The 21,191-nt window shown below is 69.6% G+C and carries 20 protein-coding genes and 1 pseudogene; 15 read left to right on the top strand and 6 right to left on the bottom strand.

Annotation, left to right across the window (positions count from 1 at the left end; all coding sequences use genetic code 11):
- The first annotated feature begins 64 nt into the window (after positions 1-64).
- Positions 65-811, top strand: a complete 747-nt coding sequence (locus ACQEU1_RS24040; protein WP_433205774.1) for a GntR family transcriptional regulator — start codon at positions 65-67, stop codon at positions 809-811.
- Positions 808-1,485 carry a phosphonatase-like hydrolase gene (locus tag ACQEU1_RS24035; protein ID WP_433205771.1) on the top strand — a complete coding sequence of 226 codons (678 nt, stop codon included), beginning with the start codon at positions 808-810 and terminating at the stop codon, positions 1,483-1,485. The genes ACQEU1_RS24040 and ACQEU1_RS24035 overlap by 4 nt, the downstream gene beginning before the upstream one ends.
- Here the strand turns inward: ACQEU1_RS24035 and ACQEU1_RS24030 are convergent.
- Entirely contained in the window at positions 1,459-1,884 is a 426-nt protein-coding gene (locus ACQEU1_RS24030) for a hypothetical protein (RefSeq protein WP_433205768.1), read from the bottom strand. The genes ACQEU1_RS24035 and ACQEU1_RS24030 overlap by 27 nt on opposite strands.
- Positions 1,884-3,524, bottom strand: coding sequence for a DNA repair helicase XPB (locus tag ACQEU1_RS24025; RefSeq protein WP_433205765.1), 1,641 nt, complete (start codon positions 3,522-3,524; stop codon positions 1,884-1,886). The genes ACQEU1_RS24030 and ACQEU1_RS24025 overlap by 1 nt, the downstream gene beginning before the upstream one ends.
- A 109-nt stretch (positions 3,525-3,633) precedes the next feature.
- On the opposite strand from ACQEU1_RS24025, the gene ACQEU1_RS24020 reads away from it, so the two are divergent.
- From ACQEU1_RS24020 to ACQEU1_RS24005, 4 genes are all read left to right on the top strand, one after another.
- The gene (locus ACQEU1_RS24020; protein ID WP_433205762.1) at positions 3,634-4,215 is read left to right on the top strand and encodes a hypothetical protein; all 582 of its coding nucleotides are present in this window, start codon (positions 3,634-3,636) and stop codon (positions 4,213-4,215) included.
- Positions 4,216-4,265: 50 nt separating this feature from the next.
- Positions 4,266-4,748, top strand: coding sequence for an LppU/SCO3897 family protein (locus ACQEU1_RS24015; RefSeq protein WP_433205759.1), 483 nt, complete (start codon positions 4,266-4,268; stop codon positions 4,746-4,748).
- 52 nt (positions 4,749-4,800) lie between these two features.
- The gene (locus ACQEU1_RS24010) at positions 4,801-5,016 is read left to right on the top strand and encodes a hypothetical protein (RefSeq protein ID WP_433205756.1); all 216 of its coding nucleotides are present in this window, start codon (positions 4,801-4,803) and stop codon (positions 5,014-5,016) included.
- 246 nt (positions 5,017-5,262) lie between these two features.
- A complete protein-coding gene (locus ACQEU1_RS24005) occupies positions 5,263-6,087 on the top strand; it encodes an LppU/SCO3897 family protein (RefSeq protein ID WP_433205753.1) in 825 nt (274 codons plus the stop codon).
- Positions 6,088-6,310: 223 nt separating this feature from the next.
- On the opposite strand, the gene ACQEU1_RS24000 is transcribed toward ACQEU1_RS24005, so the two are convergent.
- A complete protein-coding gene (locus ACQEU1_RS24000; protein ID WP_433205750.1) occupies positions 6,311-7,288 on the bottom strand; it encodes an ABC transporter substrate-binding protein in 978 nt (325 codons plus the stop codon).
- A 484-nt stretch (positions 7,289-7,772) separates the two neighbouring features.
- On the opposite strand from ACQEU1_RS24000, the gene ACQEU1_RS23995 reads away from it, so the two are divergent.
- The 4 genes from ACQEU1_RS23995 to ACQEU1_RS23980 all read left to right on the top strand — a co-directional run bounded on the left by ACQEU1_RS23995 (position 7,773) and on the right by ACQEU1_RS23980 (position 12,938).
- Positions 7,773-11,111 carry a nitrate- and nitrite sensing domain-containing protein gene (locus ACQEU1_RS23995; RefSeq protein ID WP_433205747.1) on the top strand — a complete coding sequence of 1,113 codons (3,339 nt, stop codon included), beginning with the start codon at positions 7,773-7,775 and terminating at the stop codon, positions 11,109-11,111.
- The gene (locus ACQEU1_RS23990) at positions 11,108-11,527 is read left to right on the top strand and encodes a roadblock/LC7 domain-containing protein (RefSeq protein WP_030470879.1); all 420 of its coding nucleotides are present in this window, start codon (positions 11,108-11,110) and stop codon (positions 11,525-11,527) included. The genes ACQEU1_RS23995 and ACQEU1_RS23990 overlap by 4 nt, the downstream gene beginning before the upstream one ends.
- Positions 11,528-11,728: 201 nt before the next feature.
- Positions 11,729-12,352 (top strand): DUF742 domain-containing protein, encoded by a 624-nt coding sequence (locus ACQEU1_RS23985; protein ID WP_433205743.1) that lies wholly within the window; start codon positions 11,729-11,731, stop codon positions 12,350-12,352.
- Positions 12,333-12,938: a GTP-binding protein gene (locus ACQEU1_RS23980; RefSeq protein ID WP_093605474.1), complete on the top strand. Its 606-nt coding sequence runs from the start codon at positions 12,333-12,335 to the stop codon at positions 12,936-12,938. Before ACQEU1_RS23985 ends, ACQEU1_RS23980 begins: the two co-directional genes overlap by 20 nt.
- A gap of 145 nt (positions 12,939-13,083) precedes the next feature.
- Here ACQEU1_RS23980 and ACQEU1_RS23975 read toward each other — a convergent pair whose 3' ends face one another.
- Together ACQEU1_RS23975 and ACQEU1_RS23970 are read right to left on the bottom strand one after the other, a co-directional pair.
- Positions 13,084-13,953: a hypothetical protein gene (locus ACQEU1_RS23975; RefSeq protein WP_433205740.1), complete on the bottom strand. Its 870-nt coding sequence runs from the start codon at positions 13,951-13,953 to the stop codon at positions 13,084-13,086.
- Between the two features lie 119 nt (positions 13,954-14,072).
- A complete protein-coding gene (locus ACQEU1_RS23970; protein WP_433205737.1) occupies positions 14,073-16,319 on the bottom strand; it encodes a helicase-associated domain-containing protein in 2,247 nt (748 codons plus the stop codon).
- Between the two features lie 85 nt (positions 16,320-16,404).
- Here ACQEU1_RS23970 and ACQEU1_RS23965 point away from each other — a divergent pair, with 85 nt between their 5' ends.
- The 4 genes and pseudogenes from ACQEU1_RS23965 to ACQEU1_RS23950 all read left to right on the top strand — a co-directional run bounded on the left by ACQEU1_RS23965 (position 16,405) and on the right by ACQEU1_RS23950 (position 19,488).
- The gene (locus ACQEU1_RS23965; RefSeq protein ID WP_382442766.1) at positions 16,405-16,590 is read left to right on the top strand and encodes a hypothetical protein; all 186 of its coding nucleotides are present in this window, start codon (positions 16,405-16,407) and stop codon (positions 16,588-16,590) included.
- A gap of 107 nt (positions 16,591-16,697) precedes the next feature.
- Positions 16,698-18,080 (top strand): NAD-dependent malic enzyme, encoded by a 1,383-nt coding sequence (locus ACQEU1_RS23960; protein WP_433205734.1) that lies wholly within the window; start codon positions 16,698-16,700, stop codon positions 18,078-18,080.
- 48 nt (positions 18,081-18,128) lie between these two features.
- On the top strand, positions 18,129-18,602 hold the full coding sequence (gene moaC / locus ACQEU1_RS23955; protein WP_433205731.1) for a cyclic pyranopterin monophosphate synthase MoaC: 474 nt from the start codon (positions 18,129-18,131) through the stop codon (positions 18,600-18,602).
- A pseudogene (locus tag ACQEU1_RS23950) lies at positions 18,587-19,488 on the top strand (molybdenum cofactor biosynthesis protein MoaE). Before moaC ends, ACQEU1_RS23950 begins: the two are co-directional and overlap by 16 nt.
- Positions 19,489-19,672: 184 nt before the next feature.
- Here the strand turns inward: ACQEU1_RS23950 and ACQEU1_RS23945 are convergent.
- Entirely contained in the window at positions 19,673-20,314 is a 642-nt protein-coding gene (locus tag ACQEU1_RS23945; protein ID WP_433205728.1) for a transglycosylase family protein, read from the bottom strand.
- A gap of 461 nt (positions 20,315-20,775) precedes the next feature.
- Between ACQEU1_RS23945 and ACQEU1_RS23940 the strand changes: the two genes are divergently transcribed.
- Complete coding sequence (locus ACQEU1_RS23940) at positions 20,776-21,186, top strand: hypothetical protein (protein ID WP_433205725.1); 411 nt, start codon at positions 20,776-20,778, stop codon at positions 21,184-21,186.
- Positions 21,187-21,191: the final 5 nt, after the last annotated feature.

Raw genomic sequence — 21,191 nt, 5'->3', positions numbered from 1 at the left:
CGCCGAGGTGTATGAACCTGTTCACCGGCAGTTCAGACTTGTTATGACATGTATCGTTGGTGACATGGAGATGCCCCTGCACGAGCGGATCGCCGCCGACCTGCGCCGACGGATCGCCTCCGGTGAGCTGGAGGTCGGGGCCGCGGTGCCGTCCGAGTCGCAGCTGTGCGCGCAGTGGAACGCCTCGCGCGCCCCGGTTCGGCAGGCGCTCACCACGCTCAGAGCCGAGGGCATGATCGGCGGCGGTCGCGGCAAGCCCGCTGTCGTGCGCCGGCACACGTTGTCGCAGCCGTTCGAGACGTTCCTGTCGTTCTCCAGCTGGGCCGCGGGGCTCGGGCACGTGCCGGGGCAGAAGACGCTGGAGATCGCGCGCAGGCCGGCGGACCAGGACATCGCCGACGCCCTGCAGCTCGACGAGGGCACGCCGGTCGTGCAGCTGCTGAGGCAACGGCTGATCGACGGCAGGCCGACGATGCTGGAGCGCACCACGTTCGTGGAGCCGGTGGGGCGGCTGCTGTTCGACTTCGACTGCGACAGCGGCTCGCTCTACGCCCACCTCGCGGAGCAGGGCGTCGACATGACCGTTGCGCGGCACCAGATCGACGCGGTGGCGGCGAACGAAACAGACGCCGAGCTGCTCGAAATCCCGATCAACTCACCACTTCTGCGGGAACGCCGGCGGGCGTCCGGTGTGGACGGACGGCCCGTCGAGTACTCCGACGACCGGTACCGGCCGGACATGGTCAGCTTTTCGATCGAGAACTCCCAGCAGGCGCACCCGGCGCTGCTGCGGGACTGGAGGGCGTCGTGAACACCACCGCGAGCACGTCAGAGGTCGACCTGGTGGTGCTGGACATCGCCGGCACGACGGTCGAGGAGCACGGCCTGGTCTACAAGGCGTTGGCGGACACCGTGAAGGCCGCCGGCGGTAGCGCTGCCGACGTCGGTGACTGGATGGGCGCCGACAAGTACGAGGCGATCTCCAGCATGCTCGGCAGGGCGGACGTCGACGCCGAGTTCCAGGACTTCCACGCGAGACTGGCCGCGTACTACGCCGAGACGCCGCCTACGCCCATCGAAGGTGTCGAGGAAGCGTTGGCGCAGCTGAGGAACAGCGGCGTGAAGGTGGCGCTCACCACGGGCTTCGACCGCCCGATCGTGGACGGCCTGCTCGACGTCCTCAAGTGGCGGCACGACGTCCTCGACGCGGTGGTGACGGTCGACGACGTGCAGGCGGGCAGGCCGGCGCCTTACATGATCCACAAGGCGATGGAGCTGACCGGCGCGAAGGACGTCCGGCGCGTGCTGACGGCCGGTGACACCGTGCGCGACCTGGAGGCCGGCATGAACGCGGGCGCGCGGTTCGTGGTCGGCGTGCTCAGCGGCAGCCAGACCGAGCAGGAGCTGAGCCGGCAACAGCACACGCACCTGCTGACCAGCGTCGCCGAGATCCCGCGGCTAGTCCAGGGCGGCGGTGTGGCGTAGCTGCTCCGGCGACGGGGACGTGACGAGCACGCGCAGGGCGTCGGCGAACTGGTCGAAGCGGCGGTCGAACTCGGCCAGCTCCCGCGACGGCTCCGCGACCAGTGCCGCACGCCCGGCGCGCGGTGCGGCGGTCGCCAGGGCGTCGCGCACGGACTGAGACCGGCGCAGCGCCACGAGCAACGTCCACAGCCGCCGCTCGACCAGTGCCACCTGCGCCGGGTCGCCGGTGACCGACAGGAAGTCCGACCGCACGGCAGAGGCCCGGCGGCGCTGGACGGGGCAGGTGAAGTCCGCGGACCGGACCACCTGGGACGCGGGGGCGGCAGAGGCGAGCGACTCCTCCGACCGGAAACGGCGCGACGGCACCGTTCCGGCCGGGTCCCACATCCACCAGGTCATCAGCCGACCAGGTCGTCCGCGTCGACGATCTTGTACGCGTAGCCCTGCTCGGCCAGGAACCGCTGCCGGTGCGCCGCGTAGTCGGTGTCCAGCGTGTCCCGCGCGACCACCGAGTAGAAGTGCGCCTGCCGCCCGTCGCCCTTGGGACGCAGGATGCGGCCGAGGCGCTGGGCCTCCTCCTGGCGCGAGCCGAACGTGCCGGACACCTGGATCGCGACGGACGCCTCCGGCAGGTCGATGGAGAAGTTCGCGACCTTCGAGACCACCAACGTCCGCAGCTCACCGCGCCGGAACTGGTCGAACAGCTCCTCGCGCTCCTTGTTGCGAGTAGACCCCTTGATCACCGGTGCCCCCAGTTCCTCGCCCAGCTCGTCGAGCTGGTCCAGGTAAGCACCGATCACGAGAGTCGGCTCGTCGGGATGCTGTTCGAGCACCCGGCGGACCACCGGGATCTTGGTCCTGGCCGTCGAGCAGAGCTTGTAGCGCTCCTCGGGCTCGGCCGTCGCGTACTGCAGGCGCTCGTTGTCCGTCAGCGTCACGCGGACCTCGGTGCACTCGGCGGGCGCGATCCAGCCCTGCGCCTCGATGTCGCGCCACGGCACGTCGTACCGCTTCGGCCCGATCAACGAGAAGACGTCGCCTTCCTGCCCGTCCTCGCGCACGAGCGTCGCCGTCAGGCCCAGCCGCCTGCGGCTCTGCAGATCCGCGGTCATCCGGAAGACGGGCGCCGGCAGCAGGTGGACCTCGTCGTAGACGATCAGGCCCCAGTCGCGCGAGTCGAACAGCTCCAGGTGCTTGTACTCGCCCTTCGACTTGCGGGTGATCACCTGGTAGGTCGCGATCGTGACCGGCCGGATCTCCTTGCGCTCACCCGAGTACTCGCCGATCTCGTCCTCGGTGAGCGACGTGCGCGCGATCAGCTCGCGCTTCCACTGGCGCCCGGCCACGGTGTTCGTGACGAGGATCAGCGTGGTCGCCTGGGCCTCCGCCATCGCCGCCGCGCCGACCAGCGTCTTGCCCGCGCCGCACGGCAGCACGACGACGCCGGAGCCGCCCGCCCAGAACGCCTGGGCGGCGAGCCGCTGGTAGTCGCGCAGCTTCCAGCCGTTCTCCTCCAGCTCGATCGGGTGCGCCTCGCCGTCGACGTACCCGGCGTGGTCCTCGGCCGGCCAGCCGACCTTGAGCAGCAGCTGCTTGAGCCGCCCGCGCTCGCTCGGGTGCACGATGACGGTGTCGTCGTCGATGCGGGCGCCGAACATCGGCGCGACCTTCTTGTTGCGCAGGACCTCTTCGAGGACCGCGCGGTCGGTGGAGTGCAGCACCAGCCCGTGGGCGGGGTTGTTGGTGAGCACCAGCCTGCCGAACCGGCTCATCGTGTCGACCACGTCCACCAGCAGCGGCTGCGGCACCGGGTAGCGGCTGAACCGCACCAGGGCGTCCACCACCTGCTCGGCGTCGTGGCCTGCCGCGCGCGCGTTCCACAGCGCCAGCGGCGTCACGCGGTACGTGTGCACGTGCTCGGGAGCACGCTCCAGCTCGGCGAACGGCGCGATGGACGTGCGCGCTTCGTCGGCGAGCGGGTGGTCGACCTCGAGCAGCAGCGTCTTGTCCGACTGGACGATCAAAGGGCCATCGGTCACGCCCACAAGTCTCCCTGACGACGCCAAATGCGTTCGACCTGCGTCAATTGAGCACGACATGTGTGAGGCGACACACGAAGCCAACACGTCGTGTCGTACGTTCTCGCCCATGAGCACCGAGTCGACTGATCCCGTCGAGCCGCCGGCCGTGGTGACCCCCGCGGAGGAGCCCGAGACCGACGAGTCGCCCAAGAAGAACAGCTGGCTGAAGTTCGCGATCGTCGGCGTGCTGGCGATCGTGCTGGTCGGCGGTGGCGTGTGGGCCCTGACCTCGCTCAACACCACCGGCGTCGGCGACTGCGTGAGCGCCTCGCCGAAGGACGTGGACAAGCCGGACGGTGACTGGAACATCTCCTCGGAGGGCTGCGACAGCACCTCGGCCACGCACCGCGTCGCCTCGGTGCTGAACAACGCCGAGGACCCCTGCCCGGCCGAGGGCATCTACGAGCCCGTCAAGGACGGCAGCAAGACGATGTGCCTGATGCCGAACCTCGCCGAGGGCAACTGCTACACCTCCGGTGACGACGGCGCCTTTAAGAAGGAGGCGTGCACGACCGAGTCGCCGGTCAAGATCGTGAAGAAGGTCGACGGCCTGCCCGAGGAGGGCACGGTGTGTCCCGAGGGCTCGAGCGAGCTGCGGTTCAGCGAGCCGGCCTCGGTCTACTGCATGGGCGTCCACGAAGGCTCCTGATCGGGTGAACTCGGTTGAGTTCGACCCCGTATGACGCCGATACCCAGGCCATGAAGAAGGTCGGCCTGGGTATCGCTGTCGTGTTCGCGCTCGTCCTGCTCGGCGGGTTCGTGGTGAGCCAGCTCGGCGACGTGGCCAAGGCGGCGCGCGCGGGCGACTGCGCGAAGATCTCCGGCGCGCTCGACAACCCGACCTACGAGGCCCTCGACTGCGGCTCGGAGCAGGCGAACGTCAAGATCGCCAAGGTCCTGCAGTGGAACGAGAAGACCTGCCCCTCCGGCGGCATGGACTACTCGACGTACACCGGCGACGCCACGCTGTGCCTGATGCCCAACTTCGTCGAGGGCGCCTGCTACGGCCAGAGCCCCGAGACCGGCATCGCCAAGGTCGACTGCGCCACCAAGGACTCGGTGAAGGTCGCCAAGGTCGTCAGCGGCAAGGCGGACGGCGCCGCCTGCGGTGACCAGCGCGCGGCCGTCTTCCCGGAGCCCGCCGTCACCTTCTGCCTGGAGCGCGGCGACCAGCGGCAGTGATCTTGGTTCATTCCGCACCACCGCGCCCTGACGACGTGCGACGCTGCCCGGCGTGATGATCGAAGAGCCGTCCGCGCCCAGGAAGAGCCTGGCCAGGCGAGTGCTGACCTACGCCCTCGTCGTGCTCGTGGCGGCGGTCGCGATCTACGGCGTCTCCGAGCTCCTCGCTCCCGTCCAGACGCCCAAGTCCGGCGACTGCGCGGACGCCACCGACAGGCCCGGCCTCACCGCCGCGAGCTGTGACGCGAAGGCGCCTGCCACCCGGTGACGTCCCCTGGCCGACGCGCGGGAGCCACCTCGCCGTACCGCACGCGAGCCCTCCAGGTGATCCAAGCCGCCGTAACGTTTCCGTAAAGCGCGAGCGGTCCGCCGCCGCTCGTGGCACGCTCTGCTCCGGCCGTGTCGGGGGACATGGGCCGTCTGGGGTAATCCCGACTTCGACCTGACGAGACCGCAGTCGCATCCCCGGCTCCGGTCTCGCGGTCTTTCGCGCGACCCGTCCGAGAGGAATCCAGTGACCGACCCCCAGTACCCCCAGCAGCAGCCGGGGCCTTACGGCCCGCCTCCCGGAGGTCAGCCGCAACAGCCCTACGGCCAGCCGGGCCAGCCGAACCAGTACGGAACGCCGCCGCAGGGCTACCCCGCGCAGCCGGGCCAGCCAGGTCAGCCCGGTGACCCGTACGCCCAGCAGCCCTACGCGGGCCAGCCGGGTCAGCCCGGCCCTTACGGTCCGCCGCCGGCCGGGATGCCCGGCCAGCCCATGCCCTACGGCGCGCCCATGCCGCCGAAGAAGGGCAAGGCCGGCAAGATCATCGGCGCGATCGTCAGCTTCGTCGTGCTCGCCGGCATCATCATCGTGGTCAAGGTGGCGGTCGGCGGTGGCCTGAGCGCCCTCACCGAGCCGTCGGCCAAGCCCGGCGACTGCGCGAGCGTCACCGGCACGACCTTCAGCCCGAAGTACAAGAAGGTCGACTGCTCCGCGCCGGAGGCGAACTACTTCATCGCCAAGGCCATGAACTCCACGTCGGAGGCGTGCCCGAGCGAGGACTACGCCGAGTACACCGAGTCCGGCCGCCGCAGCTCGTCGCTCAAGCTCTGCCTCGTCGAGAAGCTCGAAGAGGGCAAGTGCTACGAGGAAGAGCTCGTGAAGATGAACATGGAGGGCATGAAGCCCGTCGACTGCTCGAAGGGCGGCAACGAATTCGCCGTCCAGAAGATCTTCAAGATCGAGAAGGTCGTGCGCGAGGGGAACGCCCAGTGCGCCACCGGTGAGCCCATTTCGTACGCCGAACCGGCGCCGGGCATCACTTACTGCATCACGGCGCTCGGCGGACAGTGACCGAAAGCGAATAGGCGGGCCGGTATTCCGGCCCGCCTATTCGCATGCCCGAAGGCAACCAAGTGGTGCGGCCCGGAACATCGACGGGGTAATTCACGCTCAGCGGGGACACCTCACGGCACCGCCCCCGCGCCCCCGTACAACCAGTACGAGGGCGCGGGGGCGGTACCGCGATGCGCCCGTCCGACCGCGAATTCGCCCGGCGACGTTCCGGGCCGCACCACTAGTTCGTCGTGCCAGGCGGGAGCAGCTGCTGCACGTCGAGGCGCCCGGACAGCACGTCCTCGGTGTCCATCATGTCGGCGACGCGCTGGAGCCGGATCGGGTTCAGCGACAGCGGGAACGTGCCCACGGACACGAGGGCCGCGGTCGGCGCGTCCACGTCGGCGTAGCTGGTCAGCGAGTCCTGCACGGCCAGCTTGTTGGCCTGCGCGCGCTGCTGCGCCTCGCGCAGCACCTCCCGGAACAGCTTCATCGTCTTCGGGTTCTCCTCGGCGAACTTCTTCGACGAGGCGTACCCGGACATCGGGAAGTCGAGTGTCGGGCCGCGCGCGGTGTCGGTGACGATCTTCGCGCCGATCTTGCGCTGCGCCTTCGTGATGAAGGGCTCGATCATGAACGCCGCGTCGACGGTGCCGCTGGTCAGCGCGGCTTCCATGTCCGCGAACGGCATGGACCTGAACTGGATCTTCTGCTTCTCGACCGCGGCGGTGTCCAGCACGGCACGCGTGGTGAGCGCGCCGATGTCGGTGTCGCTGTTCACGGCGATGCGCGGCGCGTCCTTCTTGCCGGGGTCGTCGTAGTCCGACCCGGCGGCCGCGACCAGCGCCATCGAGTTCGGGCCGGCCTGGTAGGCCTCGCCCTGCAGCTGGAGCTCGGTGCCCTCGGCGACCGCGCGGAAGATGCTGACGTGCGTCGCCCACGTGAGGTCGAGGGTCGTGCCCAGCTGCTTGATGGCCTCTGCCTCGCTGGGCTGCGTGACCAGGTTGACCTGCAGTCCGGCCTTCTCGAACAGCTTCTCGGTCAGCGCGATCCGCAGCGGGGCCACGTCGACGACCGGCAGCACGCCGATGCGCAGGACGTTGCGCTCGATGTCCGCGTTCGCGCCGTTCGACGAACCTCCGAACAGGCCGCAGCTCGCGGTCAGAACACACGTGGTGAGCACTGCGACAAGCCGCAGAGCTGTGGCTCGGGTAGCCATGGCACCTCTCGCCGGTAGGGCTTGGGTAGCTTCGAATTGATCAGTGAGTGTCGCCACAGACCAGGGCGTCCGCAGCCCGAACTGCGAGTTCGGACGGACATGGGGTGTGCCGACAACCGGGGATGTTAACCACCTGAACGTATGAAACGACACCCCATCTCGATACGGTGAGTGCTTCTGGAGACTTCCCCAACACAGGGGGTGCCCATTACCCTTCCGGCTCGGGTGGCACAGGTTGTAGTAGACCGACGTGTCTTCAGACGGGGTAGGGCGCCTCACCGGGCGAACGACCTCTGTGCTGCAATTCGGCCCGTTTGACGAGTCCATGCTCGGTCCTGGGGAGAGACCGGGACACTGCTGCTGGAAGAGGAAGCCCAGAGTGGCCCGACGTGAGAGAGGTCCCAGCCAGTTTGGCGTGGGTGACACCACACGCTCCGAAAGGCCCGAATCGGGTGACGGACTGGCTGCGCTGGGTGACGGACCGATGACCGCGACACCGGAGCCGGTGAAGCACGACGTCGGTACCGGAGCCGGTGCCGGATCTGCCCGATCCGCGGGATGGCGCCTGCGCAACTGGCGGCTGCGCACGAAGCTGCTCGCCGTTCTGCTCATCCCGACGGTCTGTGCGCTCGCCCTCGGTGGTCTGCGCGTGCGCACCGACCTCCAGGCCGCGACGGAGTTCAACAACCTCGCGAACCAGATCCGCCTCGAGACCGCCGTCGCGGACCTGGTGCAGCAGCTGCAGCGCGAACGCGACCTGTCGGTCAGCTACGTCGCGTCGAACAAGAGGGTCGACAGGGTCGTCCTCGAACGCCAGCTGCGCCGCGTGAACGACACCAGCGAGGCGTTCAGCAAGCGCATCGCCGAACTCAGCTCCGACCTCAGCTCGACTGCCGTCGAGCGCTTCCAGGTCGCCGCTGACCAGCTCAACCGCCTGAACAGCCTCCGCAACTCGGTGCGGGACACGCAGTACCCCGCCGAAGCGGTCCAGCGGACCTACTCGGAGTCCATCGAGACGCTCATCGGCCTCGGTGAGCAGACGATTGCCGAGATCAGCGACCCGGAACTGGTGCGACTGCACCTGACCACGAACGCCATCGCGCGCATCAAGGAGCAGGAGTCGCTCAAGCGGGCGATCCTCCTGGACGTCTTCCAGCGCAAGGCGTTCACGCCGTCCCAGCTGCGCTCCCTGCAGGCGGCGGACGCCGAGCTCGGCGCGGCCCGCAACGACTTCCGCAAGTCCGCGACGCCCGAGCAGGCCAAGATCTACGACGACACCGTCACCGGCCTGATCGTCGACAACGCGAACGACATGCAGGAATCGGCGATCAACGCGCAGGCCAGCCAGAAGGCCTTCACGCAGGTCACGCCCGAGAAGTGGGACATCGCCGCCACGCTGACGGTCAACCTGACGCGCGACGTCGAGAACCTGCTCGTCGAGCAGCTCCAGACCAAGACCGACAAGCTGGCCGCGGACACCCGCACCAGGGCGTACGTCGAGTCCGGCCTCGTCCTCGCGATCCTCGCGCTCGCGTTGGTCATGGCGCTGTTCGTCGCCCGCTCGATCCTCAACCCGCTGCGCACGCTGCGCCGCACCGCCCTCGACGTCGCCGACCACGGTCTTCCCGACGCGGTCGAGCGGATCCTCGCGGACCCGAACCCGGAGGACGCGGCCAAGACCGCCGTCGAACCGGTGCCGGTGCACACGCGGGAAGAGGTCGGCCAAGTGGCGCGCGCGTTCGACGCGGTGCACGGTGAAGCGGTGCGACTGGCCGCCCAGCAGGCCCTCCTGCGTGACAACGTCAACGCGATGTTCGTCAACCTGTCCCGTCGCTCTCAGGCCCTGGTCGAGCGCCAGCTGAACCTGATCGACCGGCTGGAGCAGGACGAGCAGGACCCGGACCAGCTGGCCTCGCTGTTCGAGCTGGACCACCTCGCGACCCGCATGCGCCGCAACTCGGAGAACCTCCTGGTCCTCTCGGGTACCGACCTCTCGCGTCGCCTGACCCGGCCCGTCCCGGCCGCCGAGGTCCTCGGCGCCGCGGTCTCCGAGGTCGAGCAGTACGCCCGCGTGCAGGTCGGCCAGACCCCGGACCTCACCGTCCAGGGTCGCGCGGTCAACGACCTCGTGCACCTCATCGCCGAGCTGCTGGACAACGCCACGGCGTTCTCCGACCCGGTCACCAAGGTCACCGTTCGCACGGCCAAGACCCGCAAGGGCGAGCTGGCGATCGAGATCCAGGACCGCGGCGTGGGCATGGGCGACCAGGAGATCATCGACGCCAACGAGCGCCTGGCGGACCCGCCGGACGTCGACGTCGCCGTCTCCCGCCGGATGGGCCTGTACGTGGTCGCGCGGCTCGCCAAGCGCCACGACATCAAGGTCCGCCTGCGCGGCAACGAGGACATCGAAGGCGGCACGACGGCACTGGTGATCGTGCCGGAGACGCTCACCGCGATCCCCGGCCAGGCACCGGTCTCGACCCCGCCGTCCGGTTCCGGAGGGCTCGCCTCCGCGTTCGGCATGTCGCCGACCGCGTCGTCGCCCTCGATGCAGCCCGTGCCGCTGGCTCCCGCCGAGCACACGACGGAGATCGGCACCACCGCGACGAGGGCCAGCGGCATCGCCGGCGCGTTCGGCGGGTCGACGGGCATGCAGCCGCGGATCGACGAGTCGAGCCCGAGCAACCCCGGCATCCCGGTCAGCTTCGTCCCGAGCGGCATCACCGACACCGGTGCGGGCGCGACGGCGATCCCGGTCTACCAGGACCCGCCGCCCGTCGAGGACGTGACGCCCTCGGAACGGTGGCGGCGCGACCAGCTGGCCGCGGTGGAGCCCGAGGGGGCGTTCGGAGAGCCCACGCTCTTCACGGCCTACGAGGACCGCAACGAAGAGGCCGGCGAGATCTCCTTCGAGCCCGGCTACGAGACCACGCAGTTCGTGCCGATCCCGCCGATCGACGACGACCGCGCCTCGACCAACGGCGTGTCGCACGTCAACGGCGACGAGGGCCGTCTCGACATCGGGATGGGCCACCGCAACGGCTCGGCCGGCAAGAAGGTCGAGCACGACCTGGACGCCCCGACCGAACGCCTCCCGATCTACGAGGCCGTCCTGTCGCAGTGGTTCCAGGCCGTGGGCAGTGAGACGTCCGCGTCGGCCGCTCAGCCGGTCCGCGCGGCCGCGGAGGACGACGCGCCCGCCACCACCAACGGACACGTCGAGTCGAGGCTTGGCGGGACCGACAAGGGTGCGGTCGAGTACATCGACGAGCCGCCGACCGTCCCGCCGCTCTCGGACGGGCCGGAACCGGAGCTCCCGACCCGTTCCCGCAAGCCTGTACCGGCGGTGGCACCCACCACCACGTCGGCCGCTGGTCTTCCGGTGCGCACGCCGCGCTCGAAGGTCCAGCCGGCTGTCGAAGAAGTACCCGCACCCGCCGAGCAGGAGCGAGTTGTGGAACCGGAGCCCGTTGTGGAGGAGACTCCAGCGGCGGCATCCACTTCCGAGTCGGCCTGGCAATCGCCAGCCGATGAGGGATGGCACGCGGCTCAGGCGTTGTTGAACAAGACGCCGGAGACGAAGACCACGGCAGGATTGCCGAAACGGACACCGAAGGCTCAGCTCGTGCCAGGATCTGCAGCACCCAAGCCGCAGTCCCTGACATCGACAGCGCAGCGCCCGCCGCTGCCGCCCCGCACCGCCGACGCGGTGCGCGGACGGATGTCGAGCCTGCAGAGTGGTGTCAAGCGAGGCCGGCACGCATTGATCGAGGCATACGCTGGTGACCAGTCGAGCCGGCAGAACGAGGAGCAGGAGTGACGACCGCAGCGCAGCCAGGCAGCTTTGGTTGGCTTATCACCGACTTCGTGCGGAGGGTGCCCGGTGTGGCACATTCCGTTGTGGTGTCCGCGGACGGGCTGTTGCTCGCCGGTTCCCAGGGCTTGCCCAGGGACCGCGCAGAACAGCTTTCCGCGGTCGCGTCCGGACTGGTCAGCCTCACCCAGGGTGCTGCCCGCTGCTTCGAAGCAGGCGGGGTCAACCAGACGGTCGTCGAGATGGAGCGGGGTTACCTGTTCCTCATGTCGATCAGTGACGGCTCTTGTCTTGCCGTTCTGGCGGCACCCAACTGCGACATCGGCCTCGTGGCCTACGAGATGACGCTGTTGGTGGAGAGAGTCGGTCAACAACTCACCCCTGAGCTGCGCGCGCAGCTTCAGGGCGTGGTCCGTCGCTAGACCTCATCTGAAGTTCAGGGGTGAGAACAAATGGCTGGTAGATCTGGCGCTAGAGGCCGTGGCTTCGGTAGGAACTTCAACTACCAGGAGTGGGCTTCTGGTGGGTTCCAGTTCGAAGAGCCTGATGCGATACCCCAAGAACCAGAGGAAGCCGAGGACACCCCCCACGATGAGCGGGTTACAGGGCAAGGGCTAGGCGATATGTCTCAGCGTGAGGTGGATGACTCGTCGTCGTATCCGTACGACGACGTGCCGAACAGGTTCGACATAGACGGGTACGGCACCGGGCTGTTCGGTGGACCCGGTGCGGACCTCTTCGGCCAGCACGAGATGCCGGACGCGGTGCCGGAGCAGCTGCCGTACACCACCGGTTCGCACCCGGTGTACAGCACCGGCGCGCAACCGGCCTACAACACCGGCGGGCAACCGTCGTACAGCACCGGTGCGCAGCCTTCGGTACGTCCGGAGGAGAATGCTGCTGCGGACTCGGGTTCACTGGTGCGGCCTTACACACGCACCGGTGGACGCACACGACCTGACTACGACCTTGCTATCGAGGCGCTGATCTCCACCAGCGAAAAGGGCCTCGAACGGGATGCCGCAGTTCTTCCCGAGCACAGGTCGATCTGCGGGCTGTGTGTCGACACGCGGTCGGTGGCCGAGGTCGCGGCACTCCTACGCTTGCCACTTGGCGTCGTGCGGGTGTTGATCGGCGACATGGCAAGCATGGGTTTGGTTTTGATTCACCAGGGCGGTCTGGTCGTGGGGGACCGGCCTTCCATGGAATTCCTGGAGAGGGTGCTCAGTGGGCTTCGCAAGCTCTAGTCCCCAGGGCGCCGAGGGCGCACGGAAGCCGACGACGTCTGCCAAGATCGTGGTGGCGGGTGGCTTCGGTGTGGGCAAAACGACGTTCGTCGGCTCGGTGTCCGAGATCGTCCCGTTGACCACCGAGGCGGTGATGACCGAGGCCAGCGCGGGGGTGGACGACCTCTCCGCCACGCCCAACAAGGTCACCACGACCGTCGCGATGGACTTCGGCCGCGTGTCGCTCGACAGCGACCTGATCCTGTACCTCTTCGGTACACCGGGTCAGCACCGGTTCTGGTTCATGTGGGACGACCTGGTCCGTGGTGCCATCGGCGCCATCGTCCTGGTCGACACCCGCCGCCTGGCCGACGCGTTCGCCTCGATCGACTTCTTCGACGACCGGCAGCTGCCGTACGTCGTCGGCGTCAACTGCTTCGACGGCCTCCTGCACCACAGGCTGGAGGACGTGCGCGAAGCGCTGACGATCGACGAGTCGGTGCCGATCGTGACGTGCGACGCGCGCAACCGGCAGTCGACGAAGCAGACGCTCATCACGCTGGTGGAGCACGCGATGCGCCAGTGGATGTCCGTCCGCGCGGGCTGAGCTCCTTCCGCCGGAGTTCCAGCACCGCACGACAACTGAACGAGGCGAGCGCCACCTTCGGGTGCGGCGCTCGCCTCGTCGTTGCGGTCTGATCTAGTTCGGATGTGGTGGGTCCAAGCGGTCGTCCTTTCGCCGTGAGGTCCTGCTACCCGATGGTCAGCCCGACCCCGACGACCGCACCGACGGACACGTCCCCGTCACCGAGGTCCACGCCGGCGCCCACGCCGACACCGGCACCGACGCCGATGTTCAGCAGGCCGCCCAGCAGACCGTGGTGGTGGTGGCCGTGGTACCCGTCGTGGACTCCGACCCCGATGTTCGCGTCGACGTCCGCGTCGACCGCGAGAGCGGCGTCGACGTCGACGTCCGCCACCGCGTCCGCGGTGACCGCTGCTGCCGTGGCGAGGGGAGCCTCGGCGGGAGCGGCGGGCACCGGTTCGACGGTCGGCGAGACCGGTGCGGCAGCGGGTGCGCGGTCCTCGTCCGCTTCGCTCACGTCGGCAGCGACATCTGCGTCAGCTACCACCGCGGCGTTCACGGCCGGTTCCACGTCCACGTTCGCGTCCACATCGGCATCGACGACGAGGCTCGTGTCGACCGCGGCGTCCAGGTCCGCGTCGGCCACCAGGCTCGTGTCCACCCCGGCGTCCACGTCCCCGTCGACGACGAGGCCGGTGTCCACCACGGCGCCCACGTCCGCGCCGACGTCGAGATCGGGCACGTCCACACCGGCGCTCACACCCGCGCCGACCTGCGCCGCGAGGCCCAGTGCGACCTGGATGCCACCGTTGCCCATGACGCTGATGCCGGGGCCGGTGTCGAGCGAGAGGTGGGCGCCGGCCGCGACGTCGAGCATGTCGACGTTGCCGCTCACCCCCACCGTCGCGTTGACGTGGTTGTCCTGCAACAGGACGAGGATCGGGTCGGCGCTGGCGGTGCCTGTTCCGAACGGCAGCGCGAACGCCAGGGTCGTGACGGTGGCGGCGGCTCTCAAAGCCCACCGGGAGCTGACCATGTGCGCGTGACCTCCTTGGTCGGTGGACGTGTCTCGGGTACGTCCACGTCAACCGACGCTAGGTCGCGCTTCGGCCACGCAAGGGTGGTCGGGAGAACCGACCGGGGGATGACCGACCGTCAGTCCTCGTCCACCAATGCGGCGGACGTGACGCGATGAAGAGGGAACCTGAGTACCTCTCCGTAGCTGTGGTCGTATCCCTCCAGCACGCCACCCCCGACGACGTGCGGCTCGATCACGCGCTGTGCCGCCGTGCCGTGCGAGTCGACGAACCCGACGAGCACCCGCCGGCGGGCGCGCGCGGCCTGCTGGAGCAACGACAGGGTCGCCGACGGGCCGGCGCCGAGGTTGCCGGGAACGGCCACGCGTTCACCCCGTGGTGTCGCGGCGGCGCGATCTCCCGCCCGGACCAGCCGGACGAGTTCACCCAACCGCTCGTCGGCGGGCACGGCCGGTGACGCCGGTTTTCTGGCCGTCCGCTGCCTCGGCGTGGTCCGGCGGCCACCCGGCCGCAGGTCCAGCACCTGGCCGTCCGGACCCTCCGCGGCCGGGGCGAACCCGGCGGAGCGCAGTCCGTCCAGCACATCTGCCAGCGGCAACGGGCTGACGACCACGGTCGGGGCGATCCGGCGCAGCTCGAGGCGGGCCGCCTCGGGGTGGGCGAGGACCTCGGTGATCAGCACCGGGTCGTCGCAGCGCAGGAACGAGCCCGCGGCGCCGCCGCGGAGCCTGCCGTGGCGGCGGGCGGCGTCGTCGATCAGGTACGTCAGCGACTGCGGGACGGGCGTGCGCGAGCGGTGGGCGAAGAGGTCGCGCAGGTCGTCGGCGGTGCGCCCGGCGTCGAGGGCACGGCGGACGGTGGCCTCGCTGATCCGGTAGACCGTGGCGCTGCCCGCCGACTCGACGTTCGCGACGAGCGCCATCTCGTCGGCGAGGTCGGGTTCGAGGCGGCCGGGGGCGACCACGGTGAGGTCGGCCTGCACCAGCACGTGGTCGAGCGGTTCCGGCAGGGCGTCGCCGAGGGTCTTGGCGGCGTGGCCGGGGCCCTCGTCGAGCAGCACGCGGCCGGCGGCGGTGATCGCGCCCAGGGCCAGCACGCCGGCGGCGGTGCCCTCCTCGACGGTCCAGCGCACCAGCTCGTCGCGCTGCCTGCCGCCCCTTCTCGGCGCGCGCCAGCCGAGCAGCGCGGCCAGGTCGGCGGGGTTCGCGATCGCGGTGCCCCTGGGGAACGCGGCCAGCGTCTCGAGGACCCAGCGGCGGTCGCGCGGGGCCTGGGCGCGCCGGATCTCGTCCGCGAGCGGGTTGAAGAACTTGTCCTTCTCGTCGCGGCGGCCGATCAGCGCGGGCAGCCGGGGCAGCTCCAGCCAGGCGTTCGCGAGCGTGGCCCAGCGGACCTCGGCGGTCGCGGCGAGCCACACGTCGGCCTTGGTCGTCGGCACCCACTCGGGTTCGGTCGCCTCGGTGTTCGCGGCCAGGTCGGCGCCGACGACGAGCTCGATCAGCAGCGCTGCCCTGCGTTCGTCGACGTCGAGGTCCTTGGCGACCTTGCGCAGCTCACGGACGCCCAGACCGCCGGTCCGCAGCACGGGGGCGGGTTCGGCGGACCAGCTCGCGATGAGGTTCTCGACGTGCCGGACGAGCTCGAGCGCCTCGCCGCCGCCGGTCGCGTCGATGCTGCTCTGGTCGAGAGTGCTGGTCTTGGGCTTCGGCTCGGTGACCTGGATGGGGCCGAGCGGGCGTTCGCCCCGGAGCGTGAGAGCGATCTCGCGGGGCAGTTCGACGGTGCCGGGATCGCGGCGCAGCAGCAGGCCGCGCGCGAGGAGCCGTTGCACCGGGGTCTCGGCCTTCTCCAGCGGCACGACCCTGGAGGCGTCCTTGGTGTCGCCGATGGGCGGTCCGGCGGCGAGCTTCTGCAGCACCCGCTGCTCACCCTCGGAGATGCCTTCGAGGTCGTAGCTCTGCCCGGTCCTGCGGCCGAGGCCACCGGGGTAGGCGCCGAAGGCCTCGCGCGTCAGCGGCGGGACGGACAGCGCGTCGTCGTCGCCCCACACCAGGGCGAGGGACTTGAGCCGCGCGACCGCCTGCTTGAGCGGCTTCGGTTTGACGTCGGGGCCGAGCAGCTGTGTGGGCAACGCCACGGGCTCGGCGTCGGCGCCCTCGACCACGAGGGCCTCGAGGACGGCCAGCGTGAACGTGTCGAGGTCCTCGCAGGCGCGCGCGATCGACGCCCTGGTGCCGATCCGCGTCGCGAGCACGGACATATCGGCAGGTGGGGGCGTTGCCAGGTCAGGACGCGCGCGCAGCAGTGCGACGAGAGCAGCGTCGTCCTGGGCGCGCAGCCAGTCGGCGAGTGTGATGCCGGACATTCTCACCACGGTATATGGGCCGCTTCGGATCCCGGCGTGCTCTGTCACACTTGTCGCGTCATCTGACACCACCGAGGAGGAGAACGTGGCGAAAGGACGCCCTGGACGGGTCGACCCGCACTGGCCTGAAGGCGCGGACGGCAGCCATCCCGTCACCGAACTGACCAGTGACCTGCAGGGTGCGCTCTCCCCGTTCGGCACGGTGACGTTCCCGCTGCCGGTGGAGGACCTCCCGTACCGGCACCCGGTGACCGAGATCAACAAGTCCTGAGTGGATTGTCAGGCCGGTCTTAAGACTGGCCGAGTCGCGTGCGTACCGCAAAGGGCCCGGGGATAGGCTCACTTCCCGCTTGAGCTGTACTTCGTGGGAGGACGACGATGCCGGTCCCCGGCCCTGGTTACTCGATCACCGTTCGTCTGGAGGCGCCGCCGTCAGCGAGCGCCGCGGGTGACCTCACCTCGGCCGTCGGCCGCGCGGGCGGTGTGATCACCGCGTTCGACGTCGTGGAGTCGCACAACGACCGCGTCGTCATCGACCTCACGTGCAACGCCCTGTCGGCGAACCACGCCAAGGACATCACCGACACGCTGGAGACGTTGCCCGGCATCGTCGTCCGCAAGGTGTCGGACCGCACGTTCCTCGTGCACCTCGGCGGCAAGATCGAGATCGCGTCCAAGGTGCCGCTGCGCAACCGCGACGACCTCTCCCGCGCGTACACGCCCGGCGTCGCCCGTGTGTGCGAGGCCATCGCCAAGAACCCGGACGACGCGCGCCGCCTGACCATCAAGCGCAACACCGTCGCCGTCGTGACCGACGGGTCGGCCGTGCTGGGTCTCGGCAACCTCGGCCCCGCCGCCGCCCTGCCCGTGATGGAGGGCAAGGCCGCGCTGTTCAAGAAGTTCGCCGGCGTCGACGCCTGGCCGGTCTGCCTGGACACCCAGGACACCGAGGAGATCATCCGCGCGGTCGAGCTCATCGCTCCCGTGTACGGCGGCATCAACCTCGAGGACATCTCCGCGCCGCGCTGCTTCGAGATCGAGGCCCGCCTGCGCGAGAAGCTCGACATCCCCGTCTTCCACGACGACCAGCACGGCACCGCGATCGTCGTCGTCGCCGCCCTGCGGAACGCGCTTCGGGTCGTGGGCAAGGACATCAAGGACTGCCGCATCACCGTCTGCGGTGTGGGTGCCGCGGGTTCCGCGATCATCCGCCTGCTGCAGGCCCAGTCGCCCGGCGACATCATCGCCGTGGACGTCGACGGCATCGTGCACCGCGACCGCCCTGGCCTCGACGCGAACCTGAAGTCGATCGCGTCGTCCACCAACAAGGACAACCAGGCCGGCCGCCTGCACGACGCGCTGGTCGGCTCCGACGTGTTCATCGGCGTCTCGGCCCCGAACCTGTTCGGCGCGGAGCAGGTCGCGACCATGGCGAAGGACGCCATCGTGTTCGCGCTGGCCAACCCGGACCCGGAGATCGACCCGATGGAGGCCCAGCAGCACGCCGCCGTCGTCGCGACCGGCCGTTCGGACTTCCCGAACCAGATCAACAACGTGCTGGCGTTCCCCGGCGTGTTCCGCGGCCTGCTGGACGCGCACGCCCGCACCATCACCGACGCGATGCTGCTGGCCGCGGCCGCCGCCATCGCCGACGTGGTGGACGGCGACAGGCTGAACGCGTCGTTCATCGTGCCGTCCGTCTTCGACAACACGGTGGCCCCGGCCGTCGCCGAGGCAGTGCGCAAGGCCGCGACTTCTTAGAGGCTTTGCGCACCGGTCGGTTCTCGTGTGCGGGCATACGATCCCTGTATGACCAAGCAGTTCACCCACCTGGACTCTGCTGGCGCGGCCCGGATGGTCGACGTCTCCGGCAAGGAGCAGACCACCCGGACCGCCGTCGCCAGCGGGGTCCTGCACACGACCGCAGAAGTGGTTGAGTTGCTGGGCGCCGACGGCCTGCCGAAGGGCGACGCCCTCGCCACCGCCCGCATCGCCGGCATCATGGCGGCGAAGCGCACCTGGGAGCTCGTGCCGCTGTGCCACCCGATCGCGCTGTCGTCGGTCGTCGTGGACCTGGCACTGGCCGACTCGGCCGTGCTGATCACCGCCACCGTCCGCACCACCGACCGCACCGGCGTGGAGATGGAAGCCCTGACCGCCGTCTCGGTGGCGGGCCTGACCCTGCACGACATGGTGAAGTCGGTCGACCCGGCGGCGTCGCTGGACGCCGTGCGGGTGGAACGCAAGGAGGGCGGCAAGTCCGGCCTGTGGGAGCGCGCGTGAAAGCCTTCGTCGTCACGGCCTCCAACCGCGCCGCGGCCGGCGTCTACCCGGACCGCAGCGGCCCGCTGATCGTGTCCTGGCTCGAAGGCCGCGGCTTCGCGGTCTCGTCGTCGGTGGTGCCGGACGGCGAACCGGTGCGGCTGGCGCTCGTCGACGCGGTCGAGGCCGGGGCCGAGCTGGTCGTCACCACCGGCGGCACCGGGATCAACCCGACCGACCGGACGCCCGAGGCGACCCGTGCCGTGGTGGATTTCGAGGTGCCGGGGCTCGCGGACGTGATCCGGATGTCCGGGTGGCCCGCCGTTCCCGGGTCCGTGCTGTCGCGCGGGGTGGCCGGGGTGGCAGGGCGGACGTTGATCGTGAACCTGCCCGGGTCCACGGGCGGGGTCCGGGACGGGCTGGAGGTGCTGGGCTCGGTGCTGGAGCACGCCCTGGACCAACTGCGTGGAGGGGATCACAAGTGAGCGTGGTGCTGCGGGCTGTCGTGTGCGAGGAGCCCCTGTCGGTGGAGGAGCACGCCGCGCTGGTCGGGTCCGACCGGGCCGGGGCCGTGGTCACCTTCTCCGGCGTGGTGCGGGATCACGACGGGGGGCGGTCGGTGGTGGAGCTGGAGTACCACTCGCACCCGTCGGCCGGGGAGGTGGTGGCCGAGGTGGTGGCTGCTCTTGCGGAGAAGTACTCCGGGGTGCACGGGATCGCCGTGTCGCACCGGGTCGGGCCGTTGAAGATCGGGGACGTGGCGCTGGCCTGCGCGGTTTCGGCCGAGCACCGGGGGGAGGCGTTCTCGTTGTGCGCCGACCTGGTGGACGAGGTCAAGGCTCGGTTGCCGGTGTGGAAGCGGCAGGTGTTCCCGGACGGGACCGACGAGTGGGTCAACTGCCCCTGAGGAGTCCGGCCCACCTTGCGAAGGTGCTCGCGCCGGGCTCTCCTGGCTTGCGGCCCCACCTGCGCAGGCAGGGACCTCACCGTCGGGGGGATAACGGTGAGGTCCCTGGTTCTGCGTCAGCCCGCATCACGCGAGCCGGCGATCGTGCGACCGATCAAGATCGGGGAGAGCTGAGCCGCGTGGCTCAGATCAGGATCTTGTCGCCCGGGAAGATCAGGTCCGGGTTCGTGAGGAAGTCCTTGTTCTTCTCCACGATGGCCTGGTAGCCGCCGGTGACCTTGTTGGCGTCCGCGATCTTCGACAGGGTGTCGCCCGCCTTGATCTCGTAGTTGCCGTTCGGGTTCGACTTCGAGCCCGCGACCGGCACGGCCGGCGCCTGCTGCACCGGGGCCTGCTGGCGCTGCTGCGGCTGCGCCTTGCGCTGCTGCTGCGGGGCCGGGTTGGCCTTGGGGGCCGCGCCCGTGTAGTTGCCGATCCGCTTGCTGCAGGACGGCCAGGCGTTGCTCACGCCCTGGCCGGCGGCCACGCGCTCGGCCACCGCGATCTGCTGCTCGCGGGAGGCGTTGGCCGGGTTGCCCTGGCCGCCGTAGGCGTTCCAGGTCTGCTGGGTGAACTGCAGGCCGCCGTAGTAGCCGTTGCCCGTGTTGGCGCCCCAGTTACCACTCGCCTCGCACTGCGCGAGGGCGTCCCAGTTGACGGGGGCCGCGTTGGCGGTGCCAACGGCCAGGCCCAGAGGGGCGCCGGCGATGATGCCGACAGCCGCGACCTTGGCGATAGTGCGAGCGACGGAACCCTGCTTGCCCTCGTTGCCACGGTTGAAAGCCATGTGCCTCTCGGTCCACCGCGCCTCCGGACAGGAACTCGGGTTCGGGGCCCGGTGCGTTCCTGCGTCCCAGTCCGGCGGTTTCTCTCGCTCGGGGTAGGTGCCGGAGAACCCTCGGACTGGGTTCGGTGCTCGGTCCTCCGGATCGTGCTTGCGGCTGGTTCGGGCCAGCCGAGGAGCGACCGTACGTAACCGCCGGGGCGCTCACCAAATGTTTCGAGCTGTGACGCGCGTCACAGTAACGACTCGGAGTGTTGTGGAGAGCCTATAAAAGCGCAGGTCAGCGGTGTCGTTATCGGTTCGTTTCCATCCTGAGATCGACCGAGATCTATCACGGAAAGTGAGGCGTGGCTCACGCGTGTTGGGCCGATCGAGAGCCCCGTTCACGGTCGAGCGAGGGGCGTGAGAGGTGCGCGCGGGCAAGCGGGACCGGTCCCCTCGGGAAGACCTCAGACTCCATCTTCATGACCCAGCCGGCCCCTCGCCCGAAGCGCCCCAAGGTCCTCGTCGCCGCCATGGTGCTGCTGCCGCTCGCGGCCGCGTTCTTCGGCATGACCGCCGCGAACCTCGGCGGCCGCAACGGCATGAACAACAACGGGCTGCCGTCGGTGATCCTCCTGATCAGCGTGCTGACGATCTGGTTCAACTGGGCTCGCGTCACCACGGTCGTCCTGCTGGCCTTCCAGACCGTCCAGTGGTTGCCCGGCGCCGTCAGGTACATCGGCGACCCGGACGTCTCCCAGGCCGCGACCTACGCCGTGATCGGCTCGGTGCTGTTCGGCGTGGGGGCCGTGCTGGTCTTCCAGATCTCGTCGAACGAGTACTACCGGCAGGTCAGGCGCTGGAAGAAGGAGCGCAAGCACCAGCAAGCCTGAGGGCG

Origin of the sequence: Lentzea sp. CA-135723, assembly GCF_050936595.1 — a bacterium.
GTDB lineage: Bacteria > Actinomycetota > Actinomycetes > Mycobacteriales > Pseudonocardiaceae > Lentzea.
Note: the sequence above shows the minus strand (reverse complement) of the source record. Positions and strands in the feature narration are given on the sequence as shown.